At 36.3% G+C, this 23,191-nt stretch carries 17 protein-coding genes and 1 tRNA gene; 12 read left to right on the forward strand and 6 right to left on the reverse strand.

Going from position 1 to position 23,191, the window contains the following annotated elements; genetic code table 11:
- The 3 genes from ACIR131C_RS24410 to ACIR131C_RS0108610 form a co-directional block, all read right to left on the reverse strand.
- Nucleotides 1–1,135: tetratricopeptide repeat protein (locus ACIR131C_RS24410; RefSeq protein ID WP_035371715.1), on the reverse strand; the 1,135-nt coding region annotated here is incomplete at its 3' end.
- The gene (locus ACIR131C_RS0108605) at nt 1,095–2,438 is read right to left on the reverse strand and encodes a P-loop NTPase fold protein (RefSeq protein WP_028089857.1); all 1,344 of its coding nucleotides are present in this window, start codon (nt 2,436–2,438) and stop codon (nt 1,095–1,097) included. The genes ACIR131C_RS24410 and ACIR131C_RS0108605, both read right to left, overlap by 41 nt.
- 204 nt (nt 2,439–2,642) lie before the next feature.
- Entirely contained in the window at nt 2,643–5,216 is a 2,574-nt protein-coding gene (locus ACIR131C_RS0108610; protein WP_028089858.1) for a M1 family metallopeptidase, read from the reverse strand.
- Nucleotides 5,217–5,638: 422 nt separating this feature from the next.
- Between ACIR131C_RS0108610 and ACIR131C_RS0108615 the strand changes: the two genes are divergently transcribed.
- Complete coding sequence (locus ACIR131C_RS0108615; protein ID WP_028089859.1) at nt 5,639–7,303, forward strand: DUF3352 domain-containing protein; 1,665 nt, start codon at nt 5,639–5,641, stop codon at nt 7,301–7,303.
- Between the two features lie 154 nt (nt 7,304–7,457).
- Nucleotides 7,458–9,239 carry a M61 family metallopeptidase gene (locus ACIR131C_RS0108620; protein ID WP_028089860.1) on the forward strand — a complete coding sequence of 594 codons (1,782 nt, stop codon included), beginning with the start codon at nt 7,458–7,460 and terminating at the stop codon, nt 9,237–9,239.
- 153 nt (nt 9,240–9,392) lie between these two features.
- Here ACIR131C_RS0108620 and ACIR131C_RS0108625 read toward each other — a convergent pair whose 3' ends face one another.
- Nucleotides 9,393–10,133, reverse strand: a complete 741-nt coding sequence (locus ACIR131C_RS0108625; RefSeq protein ID WP_028089861.1) for a 2-phosphosulfolactate phosphatase family protein — start codon at nt 10,131–10,133, stop codon at nt 9,393–9,395.
- Nucleotides 10,134–10,611: 478 nt separating this feature from the next.
- Nucleotides 10,612–10,683 (reverse strand) — tRNA-Gly (locus ACIR131C_RS0108630).
- Between the two features lie 177 nt (nt 10,684–10,860).
- On the opposite strand from ACIR131C_RS0108630, the gene ACIR131C_RS0108635 reads away from it, so the two are divergent.
- The 5 genes from ACIR131C_RS0108635 to ACIR131C_RS0108655 all read left to right on the forward strand — a co-directional run bounded on the left by ACIR131C_RS0108635 (nt 10,861) and on the right by ACIR131C_RS0108655 (nt 17,696).
- Nucleotides 10,861–12,300 carry a TM0106 family RecB-like putative nuclease gene (locus ACIR131C_RS0108635; protein ID WP_028089862.1) on the forward strand — a complete coding sequence of 480 codons (1,440 nt, stop codon included), beginning with the start codon at nt 10,861–10,863 and terminating at the stop codon, nt 12,298–12,300.
- 56 nt (nt 12,301–12,356) lie between these two features.
- On the forward strand, nt 12,357–13,520 hold the full coding sequence (locus ACIR131C_RS0108640) for an esterase-like activity of phytase family protein (protein WP_417033489.1): 1,164 nt from the start codon (nt 12,357–12,359) through the stop codon (nt 13,518–13,520).
- Nucleotides 13,521–13,570: 50 nt separating this feature from the next.
- Nucleotides 13,571–14,800 carry a hypothetical protein gene (locus ACIR131C_RS0108645; RefSeq protein ID WP_028089864.1) on the forward strand — a complete coding sequence of 410 codons (1,230 nt, stop codon included), beginning with the start codon at nt 13,571–13,573 and terminating at the stop codon, nt 14,798–14,800.
- A gap of 241 nt (nt 14,801–15,041) precedes the next feature.
- The gene (gene nblS, locus ACIR131C_RS0108650) at nt 15,042–17,012 is read left to right on the forward strand and encodes a two-component system sensor histidine kinase NblS (RefSeq protein WP_028089865.1); all 1,971 of its coding nucleotides are present in this window, start codon (nt 15,042–15,044) and stop codon (nt 17,010–17,012) included.
- A 174-nt stretch (nt 17,013–17,186) separates the two neighbouring features.
- Nucleotides 17,187–17,696, forward strand: a complete 510-nt coding sequence (locus ACIR131C_RS0108655) for a hypothetical protein (protein WP_028089866.1) — start codon at nt 17,187–17,189, stop codon at nt 17,694–17,696.
- A 55-nt stretch (nt 17,697–17,751) separates the two neighbouring features.
- On the opposite strand, the gene ACIR131C_RS0108660 is transcribed toward ACIR131C_RS0108655, so the two are convergent.
- Nucleotides 17,752–18,639: an alpha/beta fold hydrolase gene (locus ACIR131C_RS0108660; RefSeq protein ID WP_028089867.1), complete on the reverse strand. Its 888-nt coding sequence runs from the start codon at nt 18,637–18,639 to the stop codon at nt 17,752–17,754.
- Between the two features lie 142 nt (nt 18,640–18,781).
- Here ACIR131C_RS0108660 and ACIR131C_RS0108665 point away from each other — a divergent pair, with 142 nt between their 5' ends.
- The 5 genes from ACIR131C_RS0108665 (at nt 18,782) to ACIR131C_RS0108685 (ending at nt 23,148) form a co-directional block, all read left to right on the forward strand.
- Nucleotides 18,782–19,093: a carbon dioxide-concentrating mechanism protein CcmK gene (locus ACIR131C_RS0108665; RefSeq protein WP_028083077.1), complete on the forward strand. Its 312-nt coding sequence runs from the start codon at nt 18,782–18,784 to the stop codon at nt 19,091–19,093.
- An 88-nt stretch (nt 19,094–19,181) separates the two neighbouring features.
- Nucleotides 19,182–19,532 carry a carbon dioxide-concentrating mechanism protein CcmK gene (locus tag ACIR131C_RS0108670; protein ID WP_028083078.1) on the forward strand — a complete coding sequence of 117 codons (351 nt, stop codon included), beginning with the start codon at nt 19,182–19,184 and terminating at the stop codon, nt 19,530–19,532.
- 408 nt (nt 19,533–19,940) lie between these two features.
- Entirely contained in the window at nt 19,941–21,083 is a 1,143-nt protein-coding gene (locus ACIR131C_RS0108675) for a HetZ-related protein 2 (RefSeq protein WP_051347518.1), read from the forward strand.
- A gap of 147 nt (nt 21,084–21,230) precedes the next feature.
- Nucleotides 21,231–22,157, forward strand: a complete 927-nt coding sequence (locus ACIR131C_RS0108680; RefSeq protein WP_028089869.1) for a class I SAM-dependent methyltransferase — start codon at nt 21,231–21,233, stop codon at nt 22,155–22,157.
- A complete protein-coding gene (locus ACIR131C_RS0108685) occupies nt 22,150–23,148 on the forward strand; it encodes a PrsW family intramembrane metalloprotease (RefSeq protein WP_028089870.1) in 999 nt (332 codons plus the stop codon). Before ACIR131C_RS0108680 ends, ACIR131C_RS0108685 begins: the two co-directional genes overlap by 8 nt.
- The last annotated feature ends 43 nt before the right edge of the window (nt 23,149–23,191 follow it).

Consider the following 23,191-nt stretch of genomic DNA (forward strand, 5'->3'; position numbering starts at 1 on the left):
CCCGCATTTCTTGGGCTACATATCCCAACTGGTGGTAAGTTCCGGCTTGTTTACGATGATCATTTAACTCTTGATCAATTGCTAAACACTGTTGATAATATTTCCTAGCTTCTAAAAATTGCCGTAAATCGAAATAAGCATTACCTAATTTAAACAAAGCATAACTTTCACCATTACGGTTCTTTAATTTCCGCGCAATATCTAAACCCTGTTGATAATAATCAATCGCTCTTTCAAACTGCCTTTCCTCACTATAAGTATCACCAATTTTATTTAAAACCTGACGTTTAAAATTAACAGCTGCTAATTTTTCCGCATTTTGCAAAGCCTCCTTTGCTAATTTTTCCGCAATTTGTAAAGCTTCTGCTAAATATTCCCTCGCTGTTTTCGGTTGATGTTGACTAATATAAGCTGTTCCCAATTCTAATAAAATATTGCTATACCTGCGTAAATTACCATCATTTATTTGCTCACAGGTAGGCTTATATTCCATCAATAAACTTTGTAAAATCTCAATTCTTTCTTGCTTTTCCTGTGGTTCTACTCTATCAATTTCTATATTAGATTCTAAAGTTTGAGTAATCGCATTTTCTCTAGTTTTTTCTAAAGTTTTAAATCTAAATACACCAGAACGCCAAGCCCAAAAATCAGGGGCAAATTTAGCTAAACGGTTAATAGCGTAATCTGGTAAAATAAATAATATAGGATAAGGAACGGTTTTTTTATAAGCGTCCCTGACAAAATTCAAATCTTGTAAAAGGGGTGGATATTCACCAAACACACCAATAGATTTTTCTAAACCTTGAATAATTAATACTAACTTTTTATTTGCTTCTTTCTCAATTTTTGCTAATTCCTGAATAATAGCATCACGTAAAAAGCGCAAATTAGGATCAGCAAATTTGAGAATTACAAATTGAATTTCCTCACATTGGGAATTTGTTTTTAATGCCTCAATTAATAACTCTCCATGAGGAGGGAAATTAATCTCAATAAATCCCAAAGTAAACTTTTCCGAAAAATCTATAAATGTCAATAATTCCGCCAAAATATCTTGATTTAGAGCGATAAATTGCCCCAATTCGGCGTTAAAATCATGTTGTAATTTCTGCCAGTGCTTTTCGGAATAATTCATTTTGCATCACCACTGGGTTAGGATAATTCCATCGGTTATCGCCATTGTATTCTAAAACAGAAGTATTAAACAGCATTAACTGTCCATTATCATCTTTACTGACATCTTTATTCAGATAAACTTGCGCTAACAATTGATAATGTTCTTCAGGAATAAACCTTTCAAAACTAAATTGTTGTTGTTTTATAGCATAAATCACATCTTCTGCTAAAATTTTAGGATGCTTCTTCGTGCTTGCTGTGAGACAAGCTGACCTCATCATTTGCATTAGTTGACGCACATGACCACCACTGGCTTTAGCTAATTCTAGCAATTCCTGACGGGAATTAAACACAGCATCAACATCTACTCGTTTTTCAATTAAACTTGCTATGGCATCTAATCTAATTTGATTATAGTTTAAATCACGCACATTCCGATCAAATTGGTATATATTCACCATTGACACAGTGTGAGGATTACCATTAAACAATGCTAGGGGATTTTTTGGCGAACACAAAACAGAAATAGGAACTGTATAAATAATTGTACAATGCAGTTCTTGTAGTTGGGTTGCGTAATCAAAAAACAAATGGTTTGCAACCGTCGGGGGAACACGATCTAAGTTATCAAAAATAATTAATAATCCCTTATAGTTTGGATATTTTTTTCTTAATTTATTAGAAGCGTCATCTAACAATAGGTTGATATCTGCCTTGAGTCGAGAAATATCTTTTTCTAAAGTTTGGCGAATTGTCGTTTTTTGTTTATTAGAACCTTTGATTTGTGCCAATAACTTGACCATTAATTTCGCAATAAATGGCGTACCACCTTCTAAACTGGCTTCTGCTTCTACACTGACTGATTTTTCTACACTTTCTTCATTTTCTTCGGTAATTTCCTTAAACCAATTCTCAAAACTATTTAATAATTTTTGATCAAACTTTAACCCTAATTTTCGCAAAGTAAATTCAACTTGTTTAATGACAATTAAATATAAATCTGTATAGTTAGCATCATTAATATCTGTTTCTTCATTTACTTCTAAATAAATTACATGATAGTTTTGTTCCCATTGACTTTGAATCTTTTTTAATTCTGTACTTTTGCCTGAACCTCGATGTCCAGTAAATAAAATAGTGGTATAATCTCCAGATTCTTGAAAGTCTAAAATTGTGCTTACACCCTCAACGGCTGAAGATTTACGTACTGCTGATAAATCAACATAGTATTTTGAAATTTCCGCAGGTTCTAGTGGTTCTAAAGTGCAAGCATTATAAGCAGATTTTAGAGTATTGGCACGTTGAAAGTTAGATTGATTCATAGATAAAGTAATATATTTAGGAATCTCAAGGAGTCAAGTTTAATTTTAGTTGATTCCTTGCCATTTTCGTGATCCTGATTGAGAAAAAGAAAGTTACACCACTTAAAGTAATAACTACCTAACGATAATTATAGCGGGCAGGATGCCCGCACCACAAGATTTAGCCACGTCAGGATTGTAGAATTTAGCTGGGTAACAGCTTATTTACTTTGATTTGGCTTCTAGATTTTCCAAACGGCTTTTCAATTCCTGATTTTGCTGTTTGATTTGATCTAGTTCCTCACGTAATTGCTTCAGGGTTTTGTCTGTGCCAATATTCTTTTGCACTTTGGCTATTTCTTCTTCAGCGTAGCGACGGACGCGCCCATCTGCGGTTTGATTCGCTAAAGATTGCAAAATGGCGATCGCTTTTGGGGTTTCCATTTGTCCCAAGGCTGTCAAAACTGCTACCTGAGTTAAAAAGAATGTTTCCCTGGCAATTTCCGATAATCGATCTAAAATCCTTTCTATGTTAGCAGGAGTTTGGCCAGTGGAAATTTTCCCGACAGCGCGAATTGCGGACAGCCGTAAGGGTTGTGGTACACCTATTTTTGTGTATTCCAGTATTAAATTTAAAGCTGCTTCCGAGGCTTTAAATTCAGCTAAACCAGCTATAGCTCCACTACGAACTACTTCATTCCAACCTGATCTTTCCTCTAATACAGATTTTAGCAGTTTAATTACTTTATCTTCATGGGGTTTATCTTCTAAATGCGCTGCTGCTATAGCCCCAACAGTTCTACAAGCGGCAGCTTCTACATAATAGCTTTCATCCCCATCCTGGACAAAACCCTTTACAGCCTTATAGCTATTATGAGTTTTAATTTGTGATAAAGCACTAATCACGGCTCGACGCACAAAAGGACTAGGATCATTTAACCCAACTACCAAACCATCAAAGGCTTGATCTAATTGAATTTCTGCTAATTGTTTAGCAGCTTCAACACGCACACCCCAGAATGGATCATTTTTCAAAGCAGAGGATAGAGCTTGAGTTGCTTCCAACCCGCCTTTTTTCGCTAAAGCTTCTGCTGCATAAATGCGAGAAATGGGGTGGGGATCAAATTCTAACTGGGCTTTCAATTCAGAAATTGGGTATTCTAAAGTAACGGTTTTTAAGTAATTATTCCCCACATCAAAACTAATAAAATCGGGTTTTTCTGTTAAAGGAAAGTAAAAACTTTGTTCTTTGTCATGTACCCGCACGGTAAAAGTTGTTAGCTGTGGATTTTCCTTGTATCCAAAACCAATGGGAATTTTGAGATTAAATAAATCCTTACTTTCGGCTTTAGCTTGGGTTTGGGTGACTGTCACCTTCGCCAAATTTGCATCACTATCCCAAGAATAAGCTAGTTTAAAGTCAGGATGACCACCGCGAAAGACATATTGATCAAAAAGGAAAGCCAAATTCCGTCCAGTGGCTTTTTCAATGGCTCTTAATAAATCTATAGTTTCCACCGTGCGGTGAGCATTGTCCTGGACAAAAGTTTGGATAGCTGGCCAAAATAGCTCATCTCCCAATTCTGCCCGCATCATGTGATAAACACAAGATCCTTTTTCATAAATATGGCGGTCATAAAGTTCGATCGCTTCTCGGTAAACATGAGTTACCATTGGTCTACGGTAGCGACTGCTATCTTCATTAAAATAACTTCGCGCTTCCGATAAACGGTAATATGCGGCTTCTTGGGGACCATATTCCTGTTCTGTCCACATTACCTCAGAATAAGAAGCCATACCTTCCTTAATCCAAGCGTGGGACCAATGTTTAATGACTACCAAATCTCCAAACCATTGGTGTGCGAGTTCGTGGACGACTAAACTTTCAGTATTACGGTTGTCTAATATGGCTCGTTCGTCTAGTAAGCATCTGTCAGTTAATAGAGTGGTGGAAGTATTTTCCATTCCTCCAAAAATAAAGTCATCTACACAAACTTGAGCATATTTGGGGAAAGGGTAAGGATAACCATACTTTTCGCTTAAAAACTCAATCATTTGGGGAGTTTTACCCATGCTGCGTCGAGCGTCTGCAACTCGTCCCTTTTCGACGTAATAGGTAACTGGTTTATGATGCCACTCATCCCGAATTTCCGCAAAGTCACCAACGGCCAAAGTCATTAAGTAAGTAGGATGAACTTGTTGTTGTGACCAATGGTAGCTGTTATATTTTCCTTCTTCTACTGTGTCAATTAGTTCCCCGTTGGAGATAGCAACCAAGGGTTTAGGAACACAAACGCGAATTTCCGAAGTTGATAACTGTCCTGGGTAGTCGAAACAAGGAAACCAGTAGCGAGAGTCTTCGTCTTCTCCTTGAGTCCAGACTTGGGTGGGTTTGTCGGGGTAGTGTTTGTCTGGTTGAATAAAGTAAATTCCCCGCTGGGGTTTTTCAGCACAGTAATTAATCGCAATTATCAGACGAGAACCGATCTTCGTGGGTTGTGATAGGTAAATACAGAGTTTTTCCCCATCATATTCAAAATTTTGCTCAACTTCATCCACTTGTACCGATTTAATCTGGAGATTGACAGCATCTAAAGTTAACCTATCAATACCATTACGAATCGGTAATAAGCGAATACTACAAGTTCCATAGCATCTTTGGTTGGGGATATCCAAACTCAGATCCAAAAAAATATGTTCTACCTGTCCGGGTCGGTCAGGGTTATAGTGTGGTTTTGCTCCTGGTAACTCAAACCGTTTATGTCCGGTTTTTTCGATATCAAAATGAAACTGCGACATTGATTATTACTAGCCTTATAGTCCTGAACCGTCTAGAGGAATGTGAGTTGTTTCTAAAGCAATAAGATATCATTTGCGGATTCAATTCTAACCATAGAGGAGTATTATTTAAAGCTAATTCCAATTTATTGGTGAGCATAAATTCCCGATTTTATCGGTAAATACGGTTAAATTAACGGAAATTTAGTCATAAAAAATGGTTAAAGCTGGAAAACCCATGAGTTAAAGTTTTTCTACCACTTGATTGTAAACTGTGTTTATGATCGGGGTGTATTTAACTCTTTTATACTCAATATACCATATCTGCTGGCATTAAGTAAACTGAGGAAAATCCCAAAATCTACTTGTTTTCCATCTGTTGTGGATGATTAGTATTTCCTATCATCTGTCACAAATTTCAATAAAATTAGGATAGTTCACTAATGTCTGACAAGAAATCATCGTTTTTAATTCCTGTAATTGGTACTGCTGTCATCTTAGCAGGTGGTATAGCAGCTTATATATATCTAAAGGGTAATACAGATAGCTCTAGCCCTTTAGGTAATGCTAAATTAGTACCCCAAACCGCGTTAATGGCAACTTATATTGACACTAATCCTGAATCGTGGCACAAGTTGGACCAATTTGGTACACCTGAAGCACAGAAGTTAGTAACAAAAGGGTTACAGGGTTTTAACCAACAAATATTGAATGATAGTAATATCTCCTACGAAGCAGATATCAAACCTTGGGTTGGTGGTGTAATGATTGCAGTACTACCACCAGATGAAAAAAAGACACCACCCCCCCAAAAAACAACAAACTACTTAGGCTCACCCTCTGCACCAAATATTTTATTAGTAGTAGGTATCAAGGACAAAATAGCTGCGCTAAAATTTGCTAATAAGTTAAAAGTAGCACAAAACATCACAGCTAAGGAATCAGACTATAAAGGTGAAAAAATTATCGAAACCAAAGGTCAAGGTCAACCACAATATACAACCGTTTTGAATAATGACCACTTGCTGTTAACAGCAAATAAACAAACTGTAGAAAAAGCTATTGATACCTATAAAGGTGAACCTTCCTTTGCAAACAAAGAAGGTGCATCCGATCTTCTCAGTAAAGGTGTGGATGTTAAAAATAGTCTGGCTCAAATTTATGTCCCCGATTATGCCAACATGATACAAAAATTAAATTCCCAGTCTCAACAATTACCTCCCCAGGCTCTAGCACAAATTAAGCAAGTAAAATCATTAGTAGCAGGTATGGGAGTAGATGATGCGGGACTGAGATTAAAAACAACTGTGAATTTAGATTCTCAAATGAATAAATTTGAATATCAAACTACTTCGACAAAAATTGTAGAACAATTTCCCAGTGAAACCTTTGCTTTAGTTAGTGGAAAAGGTATTAGTAAAAGTTGGCAAACTTTTGTGCAACAATCTCAAGATTATCCTGAATTAAATCAAGTAATTCAGCAAGCTCGGACACAACTGAAAACCACACAAATTGATTTAGATAAAGATATTTTTGGGTGGATGAATGGAGAATTTGGCTTAGGTGCTGTAAAATCTAATCAAGGTTTATTAGCTAATGTCGGTTTTGGGGGTGCATTAGTTTTAGATACAAGCGATCGCAAAACTGCTGAAGCTACCTTCACTAAACTTGATAATCTTGCTAAACAACAATCTTTCAATATTGCCCAAAAAAATATTGGTGGTAAGAACATTACAGAATGGCAAATTCCCCAACAAGGCGCTCTTGTCTCCCATGGTTGGTTAGATAATGATACTGTATTTCTAGCCCTTGGCGGACCGATTGCAGAAACCCTAGCAAATCGTCAAGGTACAGCACTTGATCAGACTGATACCTTTAAAAAGGTTACAGGTTCTTTGCAAAAACCCAATGGTGGTTATTTCTATTTAGATATGGACAAAACCACGGATATAATTAAGCGTTTAGCCCCCCAAAGTCAACCCCTAACTTCAGATACTACTGCGATCTTAACTTCTATGCGTGGCGTTGGGGTGACTGTGAATAGCCCTAGTAAATCAAAGACTGAAATGGAGATGTTATTTTCTCTCAAACCTCGTCAAGGGAAATAATATTCATTTTCTGTAATTTAGATGTGTGATCATGAATTACAGGACTTATAGAAAACAGTCGGGTAATTCATGAATTACTCCCACCAACAAATAGAGAATAGGAAACAGAGTCGAAAATCTTTTGGTGTATATTAACAATTTTACCTGAAACAAGATGACTAAATCAACCGCACCACATTTAAATACTCAAATTGCAGAAATATCTCCCCAAATTCATTATTTAGTGGCAATGTCTCAACCAGAAATCCATCTGTTTGAAGTGACATTAGACATTATTAATTATCCTTCAGAAATTCTTGATTTAAAAATGCCAGTGTGGACACCTGGATCATATTTAGTGCGCGAATATGCCAGAAATTTACAAGACTTTACCGCTTTTGCGAATACTGAACATTTACCCTGGCGAAAAGTTAGTAAAAATCATTGGCAAGTAGAAAAAGGTGATATTTCCCAGGTAACTATATCTTATCGTATTTTTGCTAATGAACTATCAGTAAGAACAAATCATTTAGATGCCACTCACGGTTATTTTAATGGTGCAGCACTGTTTTTTAGAATCCCTAATTGGCAGAATTTACCCTTAAAAATAACTGTGATTCCTCCTCACCCCCAATGGCAAATAACCACTGCTTTACCAACCGTTTCGGAGACAAAAAATACTTTTTTAGCCGCAGATTTTGATACTTTAGTTGATAGTCCTTTTGAAATTGGTTGTCATCAATTACATAAATTTGAGGTTTTGAATAAACCCCATGAGTTAGCAATTTGGGGAAAAGGTAATTTTCAACCACAAAAAATGATTAATGATTTCCAAAAAATCATTGAAGTAGAAGCACAAATGTTTGATGGTTTACCTTATGATAGATATGTGTTTTTACTGCATTTATTTCAACAAGCTTTTGGTGGTTTAGAACATAAAAACTCTTGTTCTTTAATTTATCAAAGATTTGGATTTCAGACCCCAGATAAATATGAGCCGTTTTTACAATTAGTTGCCCATGAATTTTTTCATTTATGGAATGTGAAAAGAATTCGTCCCCAAGGTTTAGAAATAATCGCCTATGATCAGGAAAACTATACACCATCTTTATGGTTTTGTGAGGGAACAACCAGTTATTATGATTTAATCATTCCTTTACGGGCAGGTATTTATAATACCCAGGCATATTTGAATTATTTGAGTAAGGAAATTACCAGATATTTGATGACTCCCGGACGCAAAGTACAACCTTTATCTGAGTCAAGTTTTGACGCTTGGATTAAACTTTATCGTCCAGATGCTAATAGTGGTAATTCCCAAATCTCCTATTATTTAAAAGGGGAAATGGTATCACTTTTGTTAGATTTATTAATTCGCGTTCATCATGGAAATAAACGTTCTTTAGATGATGTCATGCGGCAAATGTGGCAGCAATTTGGCAAGGCAGAAATTGGTTATACTCCTGAACAATTAGAGGAGGTAATTGAATCTGTAGCAGGTATGGATTTAGGAGATTTCTTTAAACGTTATCTTCATGGACTCGAAGATTTACCATTTAATCAATATTTGCCACATTTTGGTTTACAATTAGTAGAAGAAAAGAACGAAGAACCTTATTTAGGTGTGAGGATAAATAGCGAAAATGGTCGAGAAATAATTAAATTTGTAGAAGCAGATTCACCGGCACAAAAAGCAGGAATTGATGCCGGAGATGAATTATTAGCTATTGATGGAATTAAGGTAGGAAATCAGTTAAATGAAAGATTGAAGGATTATCAAGCCAATGATTTGATCCAAGTTACTGTTTTCCATCAAGATGAATTGCGAACTTATTCTATCACCCTAGCAGCAGCAATTCCCGGTAAATATCAACTTAAATCTGTGGAAAATCCCTCTTCTAGGGAAATGGAGAACTTTGTCGGTTGGTTGGGTGTACCGCTGTCAACTATTCAGTAATATCATAGATAAAAATGTCTGAATCAGGATATGCAGGATTTCAGGATGATCAGCATGAAAAAATATAGATAATTAAATCAAATCCGGGACATTCTCAAATCTTGTCAATCCCAATTCAGATCAATTAATCCTCTAGAAAGAAGAATTTTTGGGTTACTTATTCCAACTTTTTAAAACACCTGGTTCTTGCTGAATTGGCAAAACATCTAAAATGTCAGTTTGAGAACAATATTTCATGTCTTCTAAACATTGTAAACGCAATAATCGTTGACCATGACTAGCTTGATTTAGTAGTCCTAATAAGTCATTTTGCCATTGAGAATAAAGAGAGATTGCACTAATCAATTCATCATTACCACTGATTTCCTCCAGAGAAGAATTAGTTTTTTGCCAAATACTATGAGCGATCGCACCAGCACATACTGTATCCTCTAAAGAGTAACTACCCTCCCAACCAGAACCAACAATCCACACTGTTTCCGGTTGCTTTTCTAAGAGAAACTTCACCACCGCCGCCCGATTAATCAAAGCTGCTGCAAGAACAATGGGAGCTTTTTCTATTCTTTGTAAAGCCCTTGTACCATTGGTGGTACTAATAAATAACCGTCGTCCTGCGACTAAATCTGCTGTACAATCCAAGGGTGAGTTACCTAAGTCAAAACCAGCCACTTTAGCACCACCCCGTTCTCCGGCTCTTAATCGTTTTTCTGGAGGCCATGCTTCACTCACCGTCATAAGTTGATTTAAGTCGCTGAAAACCTGCACAGCTTCACCTCCAGCGGCTAAAACTGTGGCCATTGTACTAGTTGCCCGCAGAACGTCAACAGCGATCGCGCATTCTGGTACTGTATCAATGGGGGTCAATTCGGGGGTGTGATATACAAATATCTTCACGTGCTGGCTATACCTACCTTATAATACTGTTATCATATTCTACCCACTTGCTGCCACTAATTGGTAATACTAAATTCTAACTCTTCAGTAGTAAATAAATACTAATAAATCATGCAAAGCCTATTCAGTCAGCTTTTAAGCTTGGTATTACATCTTATAATCGAAAATATAGAAAAATAGCAACAATGAAATCAGAGAAATATAGCGTTTCCCAGTCTAATGAAGTACAAAATTATCTGCGTTTATTTGCGTCCATCTGCGTTCAATTATTACTACTTATACCTCACTTGAATGGGAATGGCTATAAGAGGATGTTTTAACACTATAAGGGCGTTGCTGAAACCAGGTATGAATTTAGGTGTAGAGCCGAGAATCCCTACAGGAGGAAAGTCTCTACAAGGGTTTTGAAATCATCAAAAATCATTTTCATACCTCAAATCAGCAACGCCATCTGATCAAATCCTCTGTAATTATTAAAAGCGGGCGATGGGACTCGAACCCACGACGTTCACCATGGGAAGATGACATTCTACCACTGAATTACACCCGCATAGATTTTTCATGATACCATAATTTATCAGAGGATAGATCATAAATTTACATATTGTTACATATTGATCAATTCTCCAGTTTATCCGTTAGCCACTCCCTTGAATTATGAAAAATATAATTAATTTTGCGGTTACAGGTACTTCCATATCCTCTAAATTATTGTTAATTTAAAAGGATGTTAATTAATGCTCAACTTTTACTACAATTTCAACGCTGTCAGCGACGTTCTTTTTTAGACACTCACGGTGATTATCATCAGCGAGATATTCGCAATGAGTTGGTATTAAAGTTACAACAAGACAAAAACCTGAATCATCAGCGAATAGTCACAAAATTAAGTTACTATGAGCCTGATTATCCTTCAGGAAATTGGCAAGCAGGAGCAGCAGCTACTATAGAATTAATGCAGCGAGGTGTAAGTTATATTCATCATGGTGTACTATTAACTACTTATAAGGAAAAATATAGCTTACTTAGTCGCCCGGATTTACTTGTCAAACAGCCGGGAAAGTCGCGCTTTGGAAACTGGAACTATGTGCCGGTGAATATTGAATTGGGTAAACGTCCTAAACAGGAATATCAAGTAGTGATTGCTTTTCATGCCCAAGTTTTAGCCACGGTTCAGGATATAATTTTGGAAAAAGCAGGGCTGATATTGCGAAATAAAGACAAAACACATTTGGTGGATTTAGATAAATGGATACCACAAATGCTGGATATTCTCGATGAATACACTCAAGTAATTGATTCAGTAAATCCGCCGGAAGTTTTTATTTCCCGGCAAAAATGTAACCTTTGTCATTGGTATAATCACTGTTATGGAATCGCTCAAGCTCAACAACACCTTTCTTTATTGCCAGGTGTAACACCTATTCGCTACACACAACTGCAAAATCTGGATATTACCAGCTTAGAAGCACTTGCTTGTACCCAACCCAGCACCTTAGAAAACCTAACAGGGTTTGATAGTAATATAGCTGGTAAATTAGTTATTCAAGCCCAATCTGTGTTAACTAAACAACCTTTAACCCTTCCTGATCCTTGTTCTCCAGAATATCTGACTTTTGTAGCCCCCATTGAACTTTATTTTGATATTGAAGCCCAGCCAGACTTAAATTTAAATTATCTTTTAGGTGTTTTAGTTGTGGATAGAATTGCCAATACTGAACAATTTTACTCCTTTTTGGCTGAAACACCAGATCAAGAACAATTAATTTGGCAGCAATTTTTAGCTTTAGTCAGTCAATACCCGCAAGCACCTATTTATCATTTTTGTGCTTATGAAGTGGATACGGTTCAACGTCTTGGGAAACTTTACCATACACCCTATAGCGAAATCCGTCCCGTCCTCAATCGGTTTATTGATGTATATGAACAATTAACTCAAAGCGTAGCCTTACCAATAGATAGTTACGCATTAAAAAGTATCGCTCGTTGGCTAGGTTTTGAATGGCGTGAACAGGAAGCTAATGGGGCTAAATGTATTTATTGGTATGATCAGTGGTTAGAAACAGGCGATCGCGCATTATTATCAATTATTCAAGAGTACAATGAAGATGACTGTCGCGCCACCCGTACAGTTAAAGATTGGCTAGTTAGTTTTTTTTCCAGGTGAGTGTGGTAATGTGGTAATCACCCTGTAAAAAATCTTACCTCTATTATTTTATGTTTATGATACGTCTCCCCAAGCCCCAGAAACTTTTCTTTGTGATTATTCTTATCGGTTCTTTCTTTAGTCATTTACCCTCTCCCTCTTTAATCATCAGTAGTGTAGAATTTATTGGCGAAGCCACCCTACCCACAGGCTTATCTTTCCAAAAAACTGAAGTTGGTGGTCTATCGGGAATTACTTACGATGCTAAAAATAATTTATACTATGTTATTTCCGATGATACAGGGAGAAAAGCACCTCCTCGTTTTTATACATTTAAAATTGACCTCAGCCAAGGTAAATTAACGGATAATGGCGTTACTCCCGTAAATGTAACAAACTTATTAGATACAAATAATCAAAGATTCTCACTGAATACCAGTGATACAGAAGGAATTGCATTCACCAGTAAAGATACTATATTTGTCTCATCTGAAGCTGATATATACAATCAAGTAAATCCCTTTATTGATGAATTTTCCCTGGCTTCTGGACAAACAATTAGTACCCTACCCATACCGGATAAATTTTTACCAGATAGACAAAAGAAAAAAGGTATCCGCAGTAACTTAGGTTTTGAAAGTCTTACCATAACACCTGATGAAAAATTTCTGTTTACAGCCACTGAAAACGCTTTAATTCAAGATGGTAAGGAAGCTAAAAGCGGTATTGGTACTTCTTGTCGGATTTTAGAATATAACCTCTTAACCAAGCAGCCAGAACGGGAATTTCTCTACCAGACGCAACCCGTCAAACCTTTCTTTAATCCTACTGGTAAATTTGCTAGTGGTTTATCAGATTTATTAGCACTTGATAATCAAGGTCATTTTATCAGTATAGAAAGAAGTTTTACAGGTTTCGGATTTACAATTTTTCTATTTCAGATTTCCTTAAACAACGCTACGGATATTCGTAATTTCGACAGCATTGCAAAAGTTGACACCTCTGAAATTAAACCAGTAGAGAAAAAACTATTATTAGATCTACGGAACTTGGATGTATCATTAGATAATATTGAAGGATTAACCTTGGGAGCAAAATTACCCAGCGGAGAACAATCCCTAATTCTGATCAGCGATAATAACTTTAGAAGGTTACAACAGACTCAAATTCTGGCCTTTAAACTCAAACCCGAACCACCACTGATGAGATTATTACGACGGTTGAGAATACTTAACCCATAACAGTGAATAATGTTAGAATAGAGGGTAATCATTGTTTATCTTGATAAATTATGCGGATCTTATTCAATCAAAAATTCAAAATTACAGCATTTATTACCAGTTTATTGGTAGTTGGTTTCATGAATAAACAGCCAATTCAAAAACAACAGACTACAGAAAATTTATCATTGTCCCCAATAGTAGATTATCCAATTGTAGGATTATCTAATAATTTATTGACTCAAAAACCATCTCATAAATCTATATTGTATTCAGTGATCAATGAATGGAAACAATATCAATATAGTATCAATTCTCATCAGGTATTAACAACAGGAAAACTACCAAATAATCAAATAAATTTTAATCAGACTGATTTATTATCCGTACTCACAAATACCAGAGAATATTTTCAAAAATATGCTTCAGAAGATCCAGATCTTCAAAGAACGGGAATATTAATAACTCAGGGAGTTACAGTTAAAGATATTCTGAAAACATTAGATTTCATGATCACAGTTTTAGAAGAAGATATTGCTAACAAACGAACAACTAGGTTACAAGATCCAAGTTTTATTAACACCAATTTTCGCGTGATTAAATGGTCAGCACATAACCCAGAAAATCCTCAACAGAAACAATTGAGAATCACAAAATATGCGGCTTTTATCCATCCTGGTTCTCGAGAAAAAACCTCTAAATATAATACACCAATTTATGCTTTGAAAGAAGAATTAAGCCAGGATAAATTTTACACCAAATATACAAAACAAGATGTTTTATCAGGTATTTATGAACCAGGAGGTAAAGAATTTGGTAAAGTTAAACCTATTGCTTATTTAACCAGAAACGGTTTAGAAGCAGCACTAATGCAGGGAACAGTATTAGTTAATTTTACTGATGGAACTAAAGAATTTTTAAATGTAGATAAGAATAATGGAATGTCTTATATTCGGGGAGTAAAAGCAACTTCACAAAAGCGGTACTGGTATTTTAAAGAAGTTGATGCAATTAAAGGCTATGGATATAAAATAGATGCCAAAATATCCATTAAACCAGGAGTAACATTTGCTGGAGATGTGCTGAATATTGGTTTAGGGAGAATAATTGTGATTGAAGATAATCAGAATGGGAAAAAACGGTTAAAAATGGGCGTAATTGCGGATACAGGTGGAGCATTTTTACCCAACCTTTATCAACTTGATTTTTTAGCGGGAACTTTTGCGAGTGAAAAAGATTTTCAGCAGTACATTCATAAATTACCTGAATATACAAATGCTTATATTTTAGTAAAGAAGTGAAAAAGTGATATAGATTAGATCCCTGACCTTTGATAGAAATCGGGGATTTAGGTATTTAATGAAGCTAAAGATCAAAGTTTTCATGATCAGGCTAAAAACATAGTTAAATAAAGAAAGAAGAGGTAAAGGAAAAAGTATTATTCTGTCCCCAGCCTCAATTCCTAGAAATTTCAGGAAATTAACCCTTGATTTTGAGTTTTTGGGATAGAAAACAAGGAACTACTAACAAGTGAATTTTAAAATGCTGGCTCTTTTCAGAAATTTCCGAGATGAATTTGCTTCAGGTGTATCAAAAGCGATCGCTAATTGGTGGTCAGAGTTCACCCTTCAGACTAAACTTCTGGCCGTCGCTACCTTAACGGTTTCCCTGGTCATGAGTGGTTTAACTTTCTGGGCTGTGAACACAATTCAACAAGATGCACGTTTTAATGATACCCGCTTTGGCCGTGATTTAGGGTTATTGTTAGCAGCTAATGTCGCCCCCCTAATTGCTGATCATAACTTGACTGAGGTAGCCCAATTTTCTCAACGCTTTTATAGCACCACCACCAGCGTCCGCTATCTGCTTTACGCTGACGAAACTGGAGAAATCTTCTTTGGTATTCCTTTTTGGGAGCCAGAGGTAGAAGATTCCCTGAGTATTAAGCGCCGGATACAATTACCAGAAGATTATCCTGGTGATGAATATCAGCCTCTGGTTAGACAACATAATACTCCTGACGGGATAGTTACAGATGTATTTGTTCCCTTGATAGTCAATAAAAAATACTTAGGTGTATTAGCAGTGGGTATTAATCCCAACCAAACAGCCGTCATATCCACTAATTTCACCCGTGATGTTACCCTGGCGGTTTTTATCACGATTTGGGTAATGGTAATTTTAGCGGGGGTAATTAATGCTTTAACTATTACTAAACCTATCAAGGAATTACTCGTAGGTGTCAAACAAATTGCTGCTGGTAATTTTAAACAACGTATAAATATACCATTAGGAGGTGAATTAGGTGAACTAATTCTTAGTTTTAATGAAATGGCCGAACGTTTAGAACGCTATGAAGAACAAAATATTGAAGAATTAACCGCAGAAAAAGCTAAGTTAGAAACCTTAGTTTCTACCATTGCTGATGGTGCAGTGTTGATTGATAATAATATGCAGGTGATATTAGTTAATCCCACAGCCAGACGCATTTTTAATTGGGAAAATATGGATGTTGTTGGTAATAATATTTTACGCCATTTACCCCAAAGTGTGCAAATGGAAATATCCCGGACTTTATATGAAATGGCCGCTGGTGAATGTGAAAGTGCTGAATTTCGTATCCCACTTAACCAACCAACTCAACGCACAGTTCGCATTCTTTTAACAACTGTTTTGAACCTACAACGGGAAAGTATTAAAGGTATCGCTATTACTGTCCAGGATATTACCCGTGAAGTAGAATTAAATGAAGCCAAAAGCCAATTTATTAGCAATATTTCCCACGAATTACGAACACCATTATTTAATATCAAAACCTATATTGAAACCTTACATGATTATGGTGAAGATTTAGGAATTGAAGAACGACAGGAATTTTTGCAAACAGTTAATAATGAAACTGACAGACTTACCCGTTTGGTTAATGACGTTTTGGATTTATCAAAACTTGAATCTGGACGGACTTATAATTTTGATAAGGTAGATTTACCACAAGCACTAGAACAAACATTGCGTACCTATCAACTTAATGCTAAAGATAAAGGTGTGGAATTATTCCAGGAATTAACTCCTAATTTACCTTTAGTTTTAGGAAATTACGATTTATTATTGCAAGTTTTTGGTAATTTAATTGGTAATGCTCTCAAATTTACTCCCGCAGGTGGTAAGGTAGTTATCAGAGCTTATCAACTAGATGATAATTCTAATTCTCATCATCAACCTGGTAAAGTGAGAATTGAAATCGGTGATACAGGAATTGGGATAGCACCAGAAGATCAACAAGCGATTTTTGACCGCTTCTTTCGCGTGGAAAATAGGGTTCATACCCTGGAAGGAACAGGTTTAGGTTTATCAATTGTCAGAAATATTATTGACAGACATCACAGTCAGGTTAATTTAGTCAGCGAGGTGGGTATTGGTACTACTTTTTGGTTTGATTTAGAATTATTTGAGGAAGAAGTTTTATCAACTTTAGAAATCACTTCAGAAAACTTGGAAGTGAAGACAGTTTGATATTTAACGTTGCTGATACTCACAGTCATCAAGATTTTAAGCTGGAACGACTCTGTGTCAGATAAATCCAGATCAATTCATATCGTATTTATGGAAGAAGTTGGGTATCTATGTTTTTTGTCACTTCCAGGTTTATACTTGAATAATAACAATATAATTGGAGTTCATAATCTCATGGCTAAAAAAAATATCTCTAATTTAACACAGGAAGAAAGCAAGAAATTTATACCCCTTCAAGGTGAACCAATAATTGAAATTATTGCTGAACCAGTATTAGAACCACAAATACAAACCCCTGAAACTCCCATTACCACAATTAAAACTCAGTCGGAACTGGAAGCAATTATAAAAGAATTGCAAAAAACCGTGGATATATTAAAACAAAAAGAATCTACTCTCATTGAGAAAATTAGTGCTTTACAAATGGTAATTTCTGAAAAGAAAGAATTAACAGAACGCTTAACAGAAGAACTTTATGAAACGAAACAAACAGCATTACAATTAGCAGATTCTAATTCTCAGTTGTTAGAAGAAATCAAAGTTTTTAAACAACCTAGTCAACAAACTAGTCAAATTTCTAAATCCATTCAATACAAAAAATCCCATAGATCCATAGAAAGACTTCAAGAAAAACCAAATCAAGATAGTGAGGATTTTTCTAAAAATACCTGGTTATATGATTAAAATTAGGAGTCATATCCCGGACTTCTTGAAGAAATCTGGGATCTTGTTAATCAGATTATTTCCGAAATTCTAACATAAGTTGGCTGACAATTTCTGGTTGTTCTAAATGGGGAATATGACCACAATTTTTAATCCAAATTAGCTGACTTTGAGGAATGGCTTTAGTGAATTTATTAGCGTCCCCAGTTCCTAAAATTTTATCACTATCACCCCATAAAATTAAGGTTGGTTGTGCAATTTTGGCCAGTTGTGGAAATTTAAAAGCACCATAACCGCCACTTTTCGTAAAAGCAATTAAAGCCTGAGTCCAATTCGGCATTTGTAGATGTAAAGCTCCACAACATAAAGTATCCGCAGAGATTAGACTAGGATTTTTATAAGCAGTTCTACAAATGCGATCGCGTACCTTCGGATTTCGTAAAAATTCCGTAGCCCAATAATCCAAAGGAGGAAATATATACTTACTTAATGGGGAATTAGCTTTCAAACCAGCACTATCAATTAATACCAGTTGTTTTACTGCTTCTGGATAAGTGAGGGTAAAATCTATAGCCGTCGCACCACCCATAGAAGCACCCACCAAAATCACAGGCCGATTAATTAAAGTTTGCCAGAAGGAGAAAAGATGAGTTTTAATTGATTCAGGACTATAAGTAATTACCGGTAATCTATCCGTAAAGCCAAACCCTAACAAATCCACTGCCCAAACTTGATTATTTTCAGCTAGTAAAGGCAAAATTTGCCGATATTCAAGGACAGAACTATCAAAACCATGAATTAATAAAATCGGTGTACCACCCTGACCTTGATGGACATAAGTAGTATCAATAGTTGCATTTATACAGGGAACAGCGATCGCCTGACGTTGGATATTTTGGGCCAAAGCGATAGATGTAGTTTGTGTGAGTTGCCCAACTGCGGGGGGGAGAAAACTTGGAAACATAAAACCCAGTTTACATCAGCGCGTACCACTTGCAGCAATACCCAGTAATTAATTAAAAAAGAAAATTTCCACAAAAATAAAAATCGGTACACAATCCTCGTAAAATAAGAATCAATTATCCCTAACGTAGGAGATTCAGCCCATGCCAATGGCAGTTGGCGTAATTGAAACATTAGGTTTTCCCTCGGTTTTAGCATCAGCAGATGCCATGGTTAAAGCAGCGGGTGTCACCATTGTGTACTATGGTATCGCCGAAGGTGGTCGCTTGATAGTTGCTGTCAGGGGACACGTTGCCGAAGTCGAAACAGCCGTGGCCGCAGGTATTACTGCGGGTGAAGAAATCTATGGTGGTCAGGTTATTACCCACTACATTATTCCCAACCCCCCGGAAAACGTAGAAACGGTCTTACCCATTCACTTCACATCGAAATCCGAACCTTTCCGTATTTTCTAAGTAAATGCGCTATCAAAAATTGAAGTCTTCCTTCATACAAGTAATTTGTAGCCATCTATAACTTTATATTCAAAACAGGAGATGAGAAATGTCATTACAGGCCGTTGGATCATTAGAAACTAAGGGTTTTCCCGCTGTCCTCGCAGCAGCAGACGCAATGGTAAAAGCAGGACGAGTTACCCTAGTTGGTTATATCAGAGTTGGTAGCGCCCGGTTTACAGTTAACATTCGTGGTGATGTTTCTGAAGTGAAAGCCGCTATGGCTGCCGGTGTAGATGCTGTAGAAAAAGTTTATGGTGGTACTTTGGAATCTTGGGTGATTATTCCCCGTCCCCATGAAAACGTAGAGGCTGTATTACCAATCGCTTATACAGCAGAAGTACAACAGTATAGAGACTCCGTAGAAAATCCCATTATTGCTGGCTCTAACAGAGGTTAATTTAATACTCTATGAATGAGTAAGGGGTAAGAGGATGAATGCAGTAGTCTGAATTAATACTGAAATTGGCTATAGTCAATCATGGCTACACAGATAAAAATTGCCTACGCAGGTGGGAAATTCTTGATTTTTCATTAGTCTGCCCAAGTGAACTTGGCTTGGGTAGTAGCGAATTATATTCGCTTTTAAAACATCCTCTAATAAACATCCAGCGGTAAAGATTGTAGAGCCGAAAATCCCTAACAGAAGAACCTCTCTACATCCTTTACCGACAATGTCTATTAAATCATCTATTCTTATCTGCGTTTATCTGCGGTCAATCACCTTAGAAATCTGATACATAATAAATTAGGAGTTATTAATTGCCACTAAATCGCCAAATCTAATTTCGAGGAGAGCAATATTGCTATGACACAAAATGGGGCAAATATAGCTCAATATTGGCAACAACGACTGGCTACAGACTGTCCAGAACAAAGTCAGGCTAATAGAGAAAGTATTATTTCCTGGCTGTTAGGAATAGATTTGCAGCGGTTTAATTTACTTAGCCCCAAAGAATTAGAAATTGCTAAACAAGCAATAGAATATCGGTGGCGAATTTTGCACAAACGCTATTTAGGAATGAGCAGAGAAAAGGCTTATTGTCAACTTATTAATCGTTTGGGTAGCGTAGTTACGATTAGAAATAAGATTCAGTCTTGGATATCTCTAAGCAGAGATCGTCAGCGTAGTGTTGTTGATGTACTTCAAGAAGTGCTTCAGGAATTATTACAAAGTGATTCCTATATTCAACAACAAATGAGCCAAATTAGCGCATTAACAACAGATAAAAGATTGCGAGATATGTTGTTATTTGCTAGTATTGAAGAATATTGTTTACGTCCAGTTCGCAATCAACCAATATTAATGTACAGGTTTGTTAATTACCTAAGAAGAATCCAGAGAGGAGGCTTAACACAACTACCTACCGGCGAATTAGTGAAACTTGTTTCCCCGGAGATTATAACGGAAAATAACGATCATCCTGTTAGTTTAATTGATCATCAAGCGATCGCACAATTTGAAGAAACTCAATATTTAGAAGAACAACAAGCTAACCGTCAATTAGTTCAAGAAGAATTTGCAGAATATTTATTAGCAAATATTGGACAACTAGCTGTAGATTGGTTGCAGTTATATCTGCAAGGTAAATCTCAAGAACAAATTGCCAAACAACTTAATAAACCTATTAAACAAGTATATCGTCTCCGAGAAAAAATTAGTTATCATGCTGTGCGAATTTTTGCGATTAAACGTCAACCAGAATTAGTAGATAACTGGCTTTCTGCATCCTTAAAACAAGATAATTTAGGGTTAACTGCAACAGAATGGCAACAACTTGAAGAACAATTAACCCCTTTAGCCCAGCAAGTTCTCAAGCTGTGTAAAGCTGGTAATTCCATGGAAGAAATAGCCCAAAAACTACAATGTAAAACCAATCAAGTTCTCAGTGAATGGACTAAAATCTATCTGGCCGCCCAAAAGCTGAGAACTAATAATTATCATCCCTAAAAATCAAGAATTATCAATCACGACCATTAAAAGTTTATTAAGTTTATCAGATACTTTGATAATTTTGATAATATTGCAAGTAAGTATTGAATTTGATCAAATTCTTAGGATTTAATGTATGTAAAGGCTACTTACCAAAATTGATTTATGACAACTACCATCAACAATACCCCTGATTTAGCTTCTCGCTTCATTAATGGCATTTTAGCGATTAAACCCCTAGCAAACCTGGCCAAACACCAAGCCCGACAAATGATGATTAAACGGGCAGAAAAAATAGGTGTACCCTGGACCCAAGAAGTAGAAAAACTGCAACAGCGTGACTGGGTAAAAGACTTATCAAAAGTTGAAAATCCCCAAATTCAAATTAATTACCCAGAATACTATTTGCGGACATTTCATGCCTACGAACAGGGAAATTTAGGTTGGCCAGCAGCTTTTGAATTAGAAGTAGCTGCTCGCACCGTTCATGCTAGTATCTGGACTGAAGCCGGTTCTCAAGGTGACACCAAACTGCGCCAAAGTTACCACAATATTCTCAAAGAAAAAATTGATTCCCAACCACAAAATATATTAGACTTAGGATGTGCTGTAGGATTAAGTACCTTTGCCTTACAAGCAGCTTATCCCCAAGCCAAAATTACTGGTTTAGACTTATCTCCTTACTTCTTAGCTGTAGCTAATTATCGTAGTCAAGAACATCAAACTCAAATTAACTGGGTTCACGCTCAAGCAGAATCTACAGGGTTTACAGATGCTACCTTTGATTTAGTTTCCATTTTTCTGATGTGTCATGAATTACCACAATCAGCAACTCACATAATTTTTACTGAAGCTAGACGTATCTTAAGTCCAGGTGGCCACTTAGCAATTATGGATATGAACCCCAAAGCAGAAAATTACAAAAAAATGCCACCTTATATTTTGACGCTGCTCAAAAGCACCGAACCTTATTTAGATGAATATTTTAGTTTGGACATTGAACAAGCTTTAATTAAGGCCGGTTTTAACGCTCCTACTATTACTAGCAATAGTCCTCGTCATCGTACTGTAATTGCTCAGGTGAGTGGATAATTTATTACTAGTCCTATGGGCAGTAATTCCCCCCTTGCTGTTTTTGTGGTTTTACTACCGCAGAACCCCTGCTGCCCCACCTGTGTTAAATTTACTCATATTGTTCATTATCGGTGCTGTATCTGGTTTTGTGGCTCTTGGGCTGGAATTTGCTCTAGAAAACACTGCTAACTGGCTTTTAAACTGGCAACAGATACAGCGTCATTTTTCTGGTATAATCTTCCGGCAAATATTAGCAATAGCACCAATTGAGGAAGGTTGTAAATTAGTAGCAGTTATTCTGCCCGTTTGCTATTTACAACGTCAGTATTATTTGCGAGGTACTACTGTCTTTTTATTTACTATAGCAGTAGGGTTAGGGTTTGCAGCAGAAGAAACCTGGATTTATCTATTTAATGGTACATCCTCAATTTTAGAAAGGACTATTGGTACACCAGTTCATGTGATGTTTTCCGCTCCTTGGGGTTACGCTTTAGCGGTATATATTGCTACCAAAACAAGGTGCGATCGAGATCGGAATTTAATTTTTACCGCTTGGTTAAATTCTGTCTTTTTTCATGCTTTAGTTAATATTTTATCTATTGCTGGCAGGTTTCCACAGCCCTTATACTTACTTACTTATGGTTTATTTCCCTTGCTGTTATGGATGTTTTGGAGGTGGGAAAAATTACTGAGAAAATTACAGCGTAAACGTCCTTTAGTGTTAATTGGTGGACATAGATCCTCAGTGCGTAATTGGCAAAAAGGTTTAGTATTATTAATGTTTTTATTGGGTGGAAATTCTATATTTAGATTTTTGATTTTGTATAGAAAAATTAGCCTTTTGCGGTGGGAACTTTGGTTTGAGCCAGGGATTTTTTGGTTTATAATCAGGGATATTGCGCTCAATCTCTGTTTAGGAGTTTTAGCTTGGTTAATTTATCGGTATTTACGGAATTTAGTGCGTCCTGGGTACTTTTTCAATAATCAATACTTTATACATAAGTCCTAAATAAATTTACCATAACCATTTCTCATCACCAATTTCAGAATAG

Origin of the sequence: Dolichospermum circinale AWQC131C (assembly GCF_000426905.1) — a bacterium.
GTDB lineage: Bacteria > Cyanobacteriota > Cyanobacteriia > Cyanobacteriales > Nostocaceae > Dolichospermum > Dolichospermum circinale.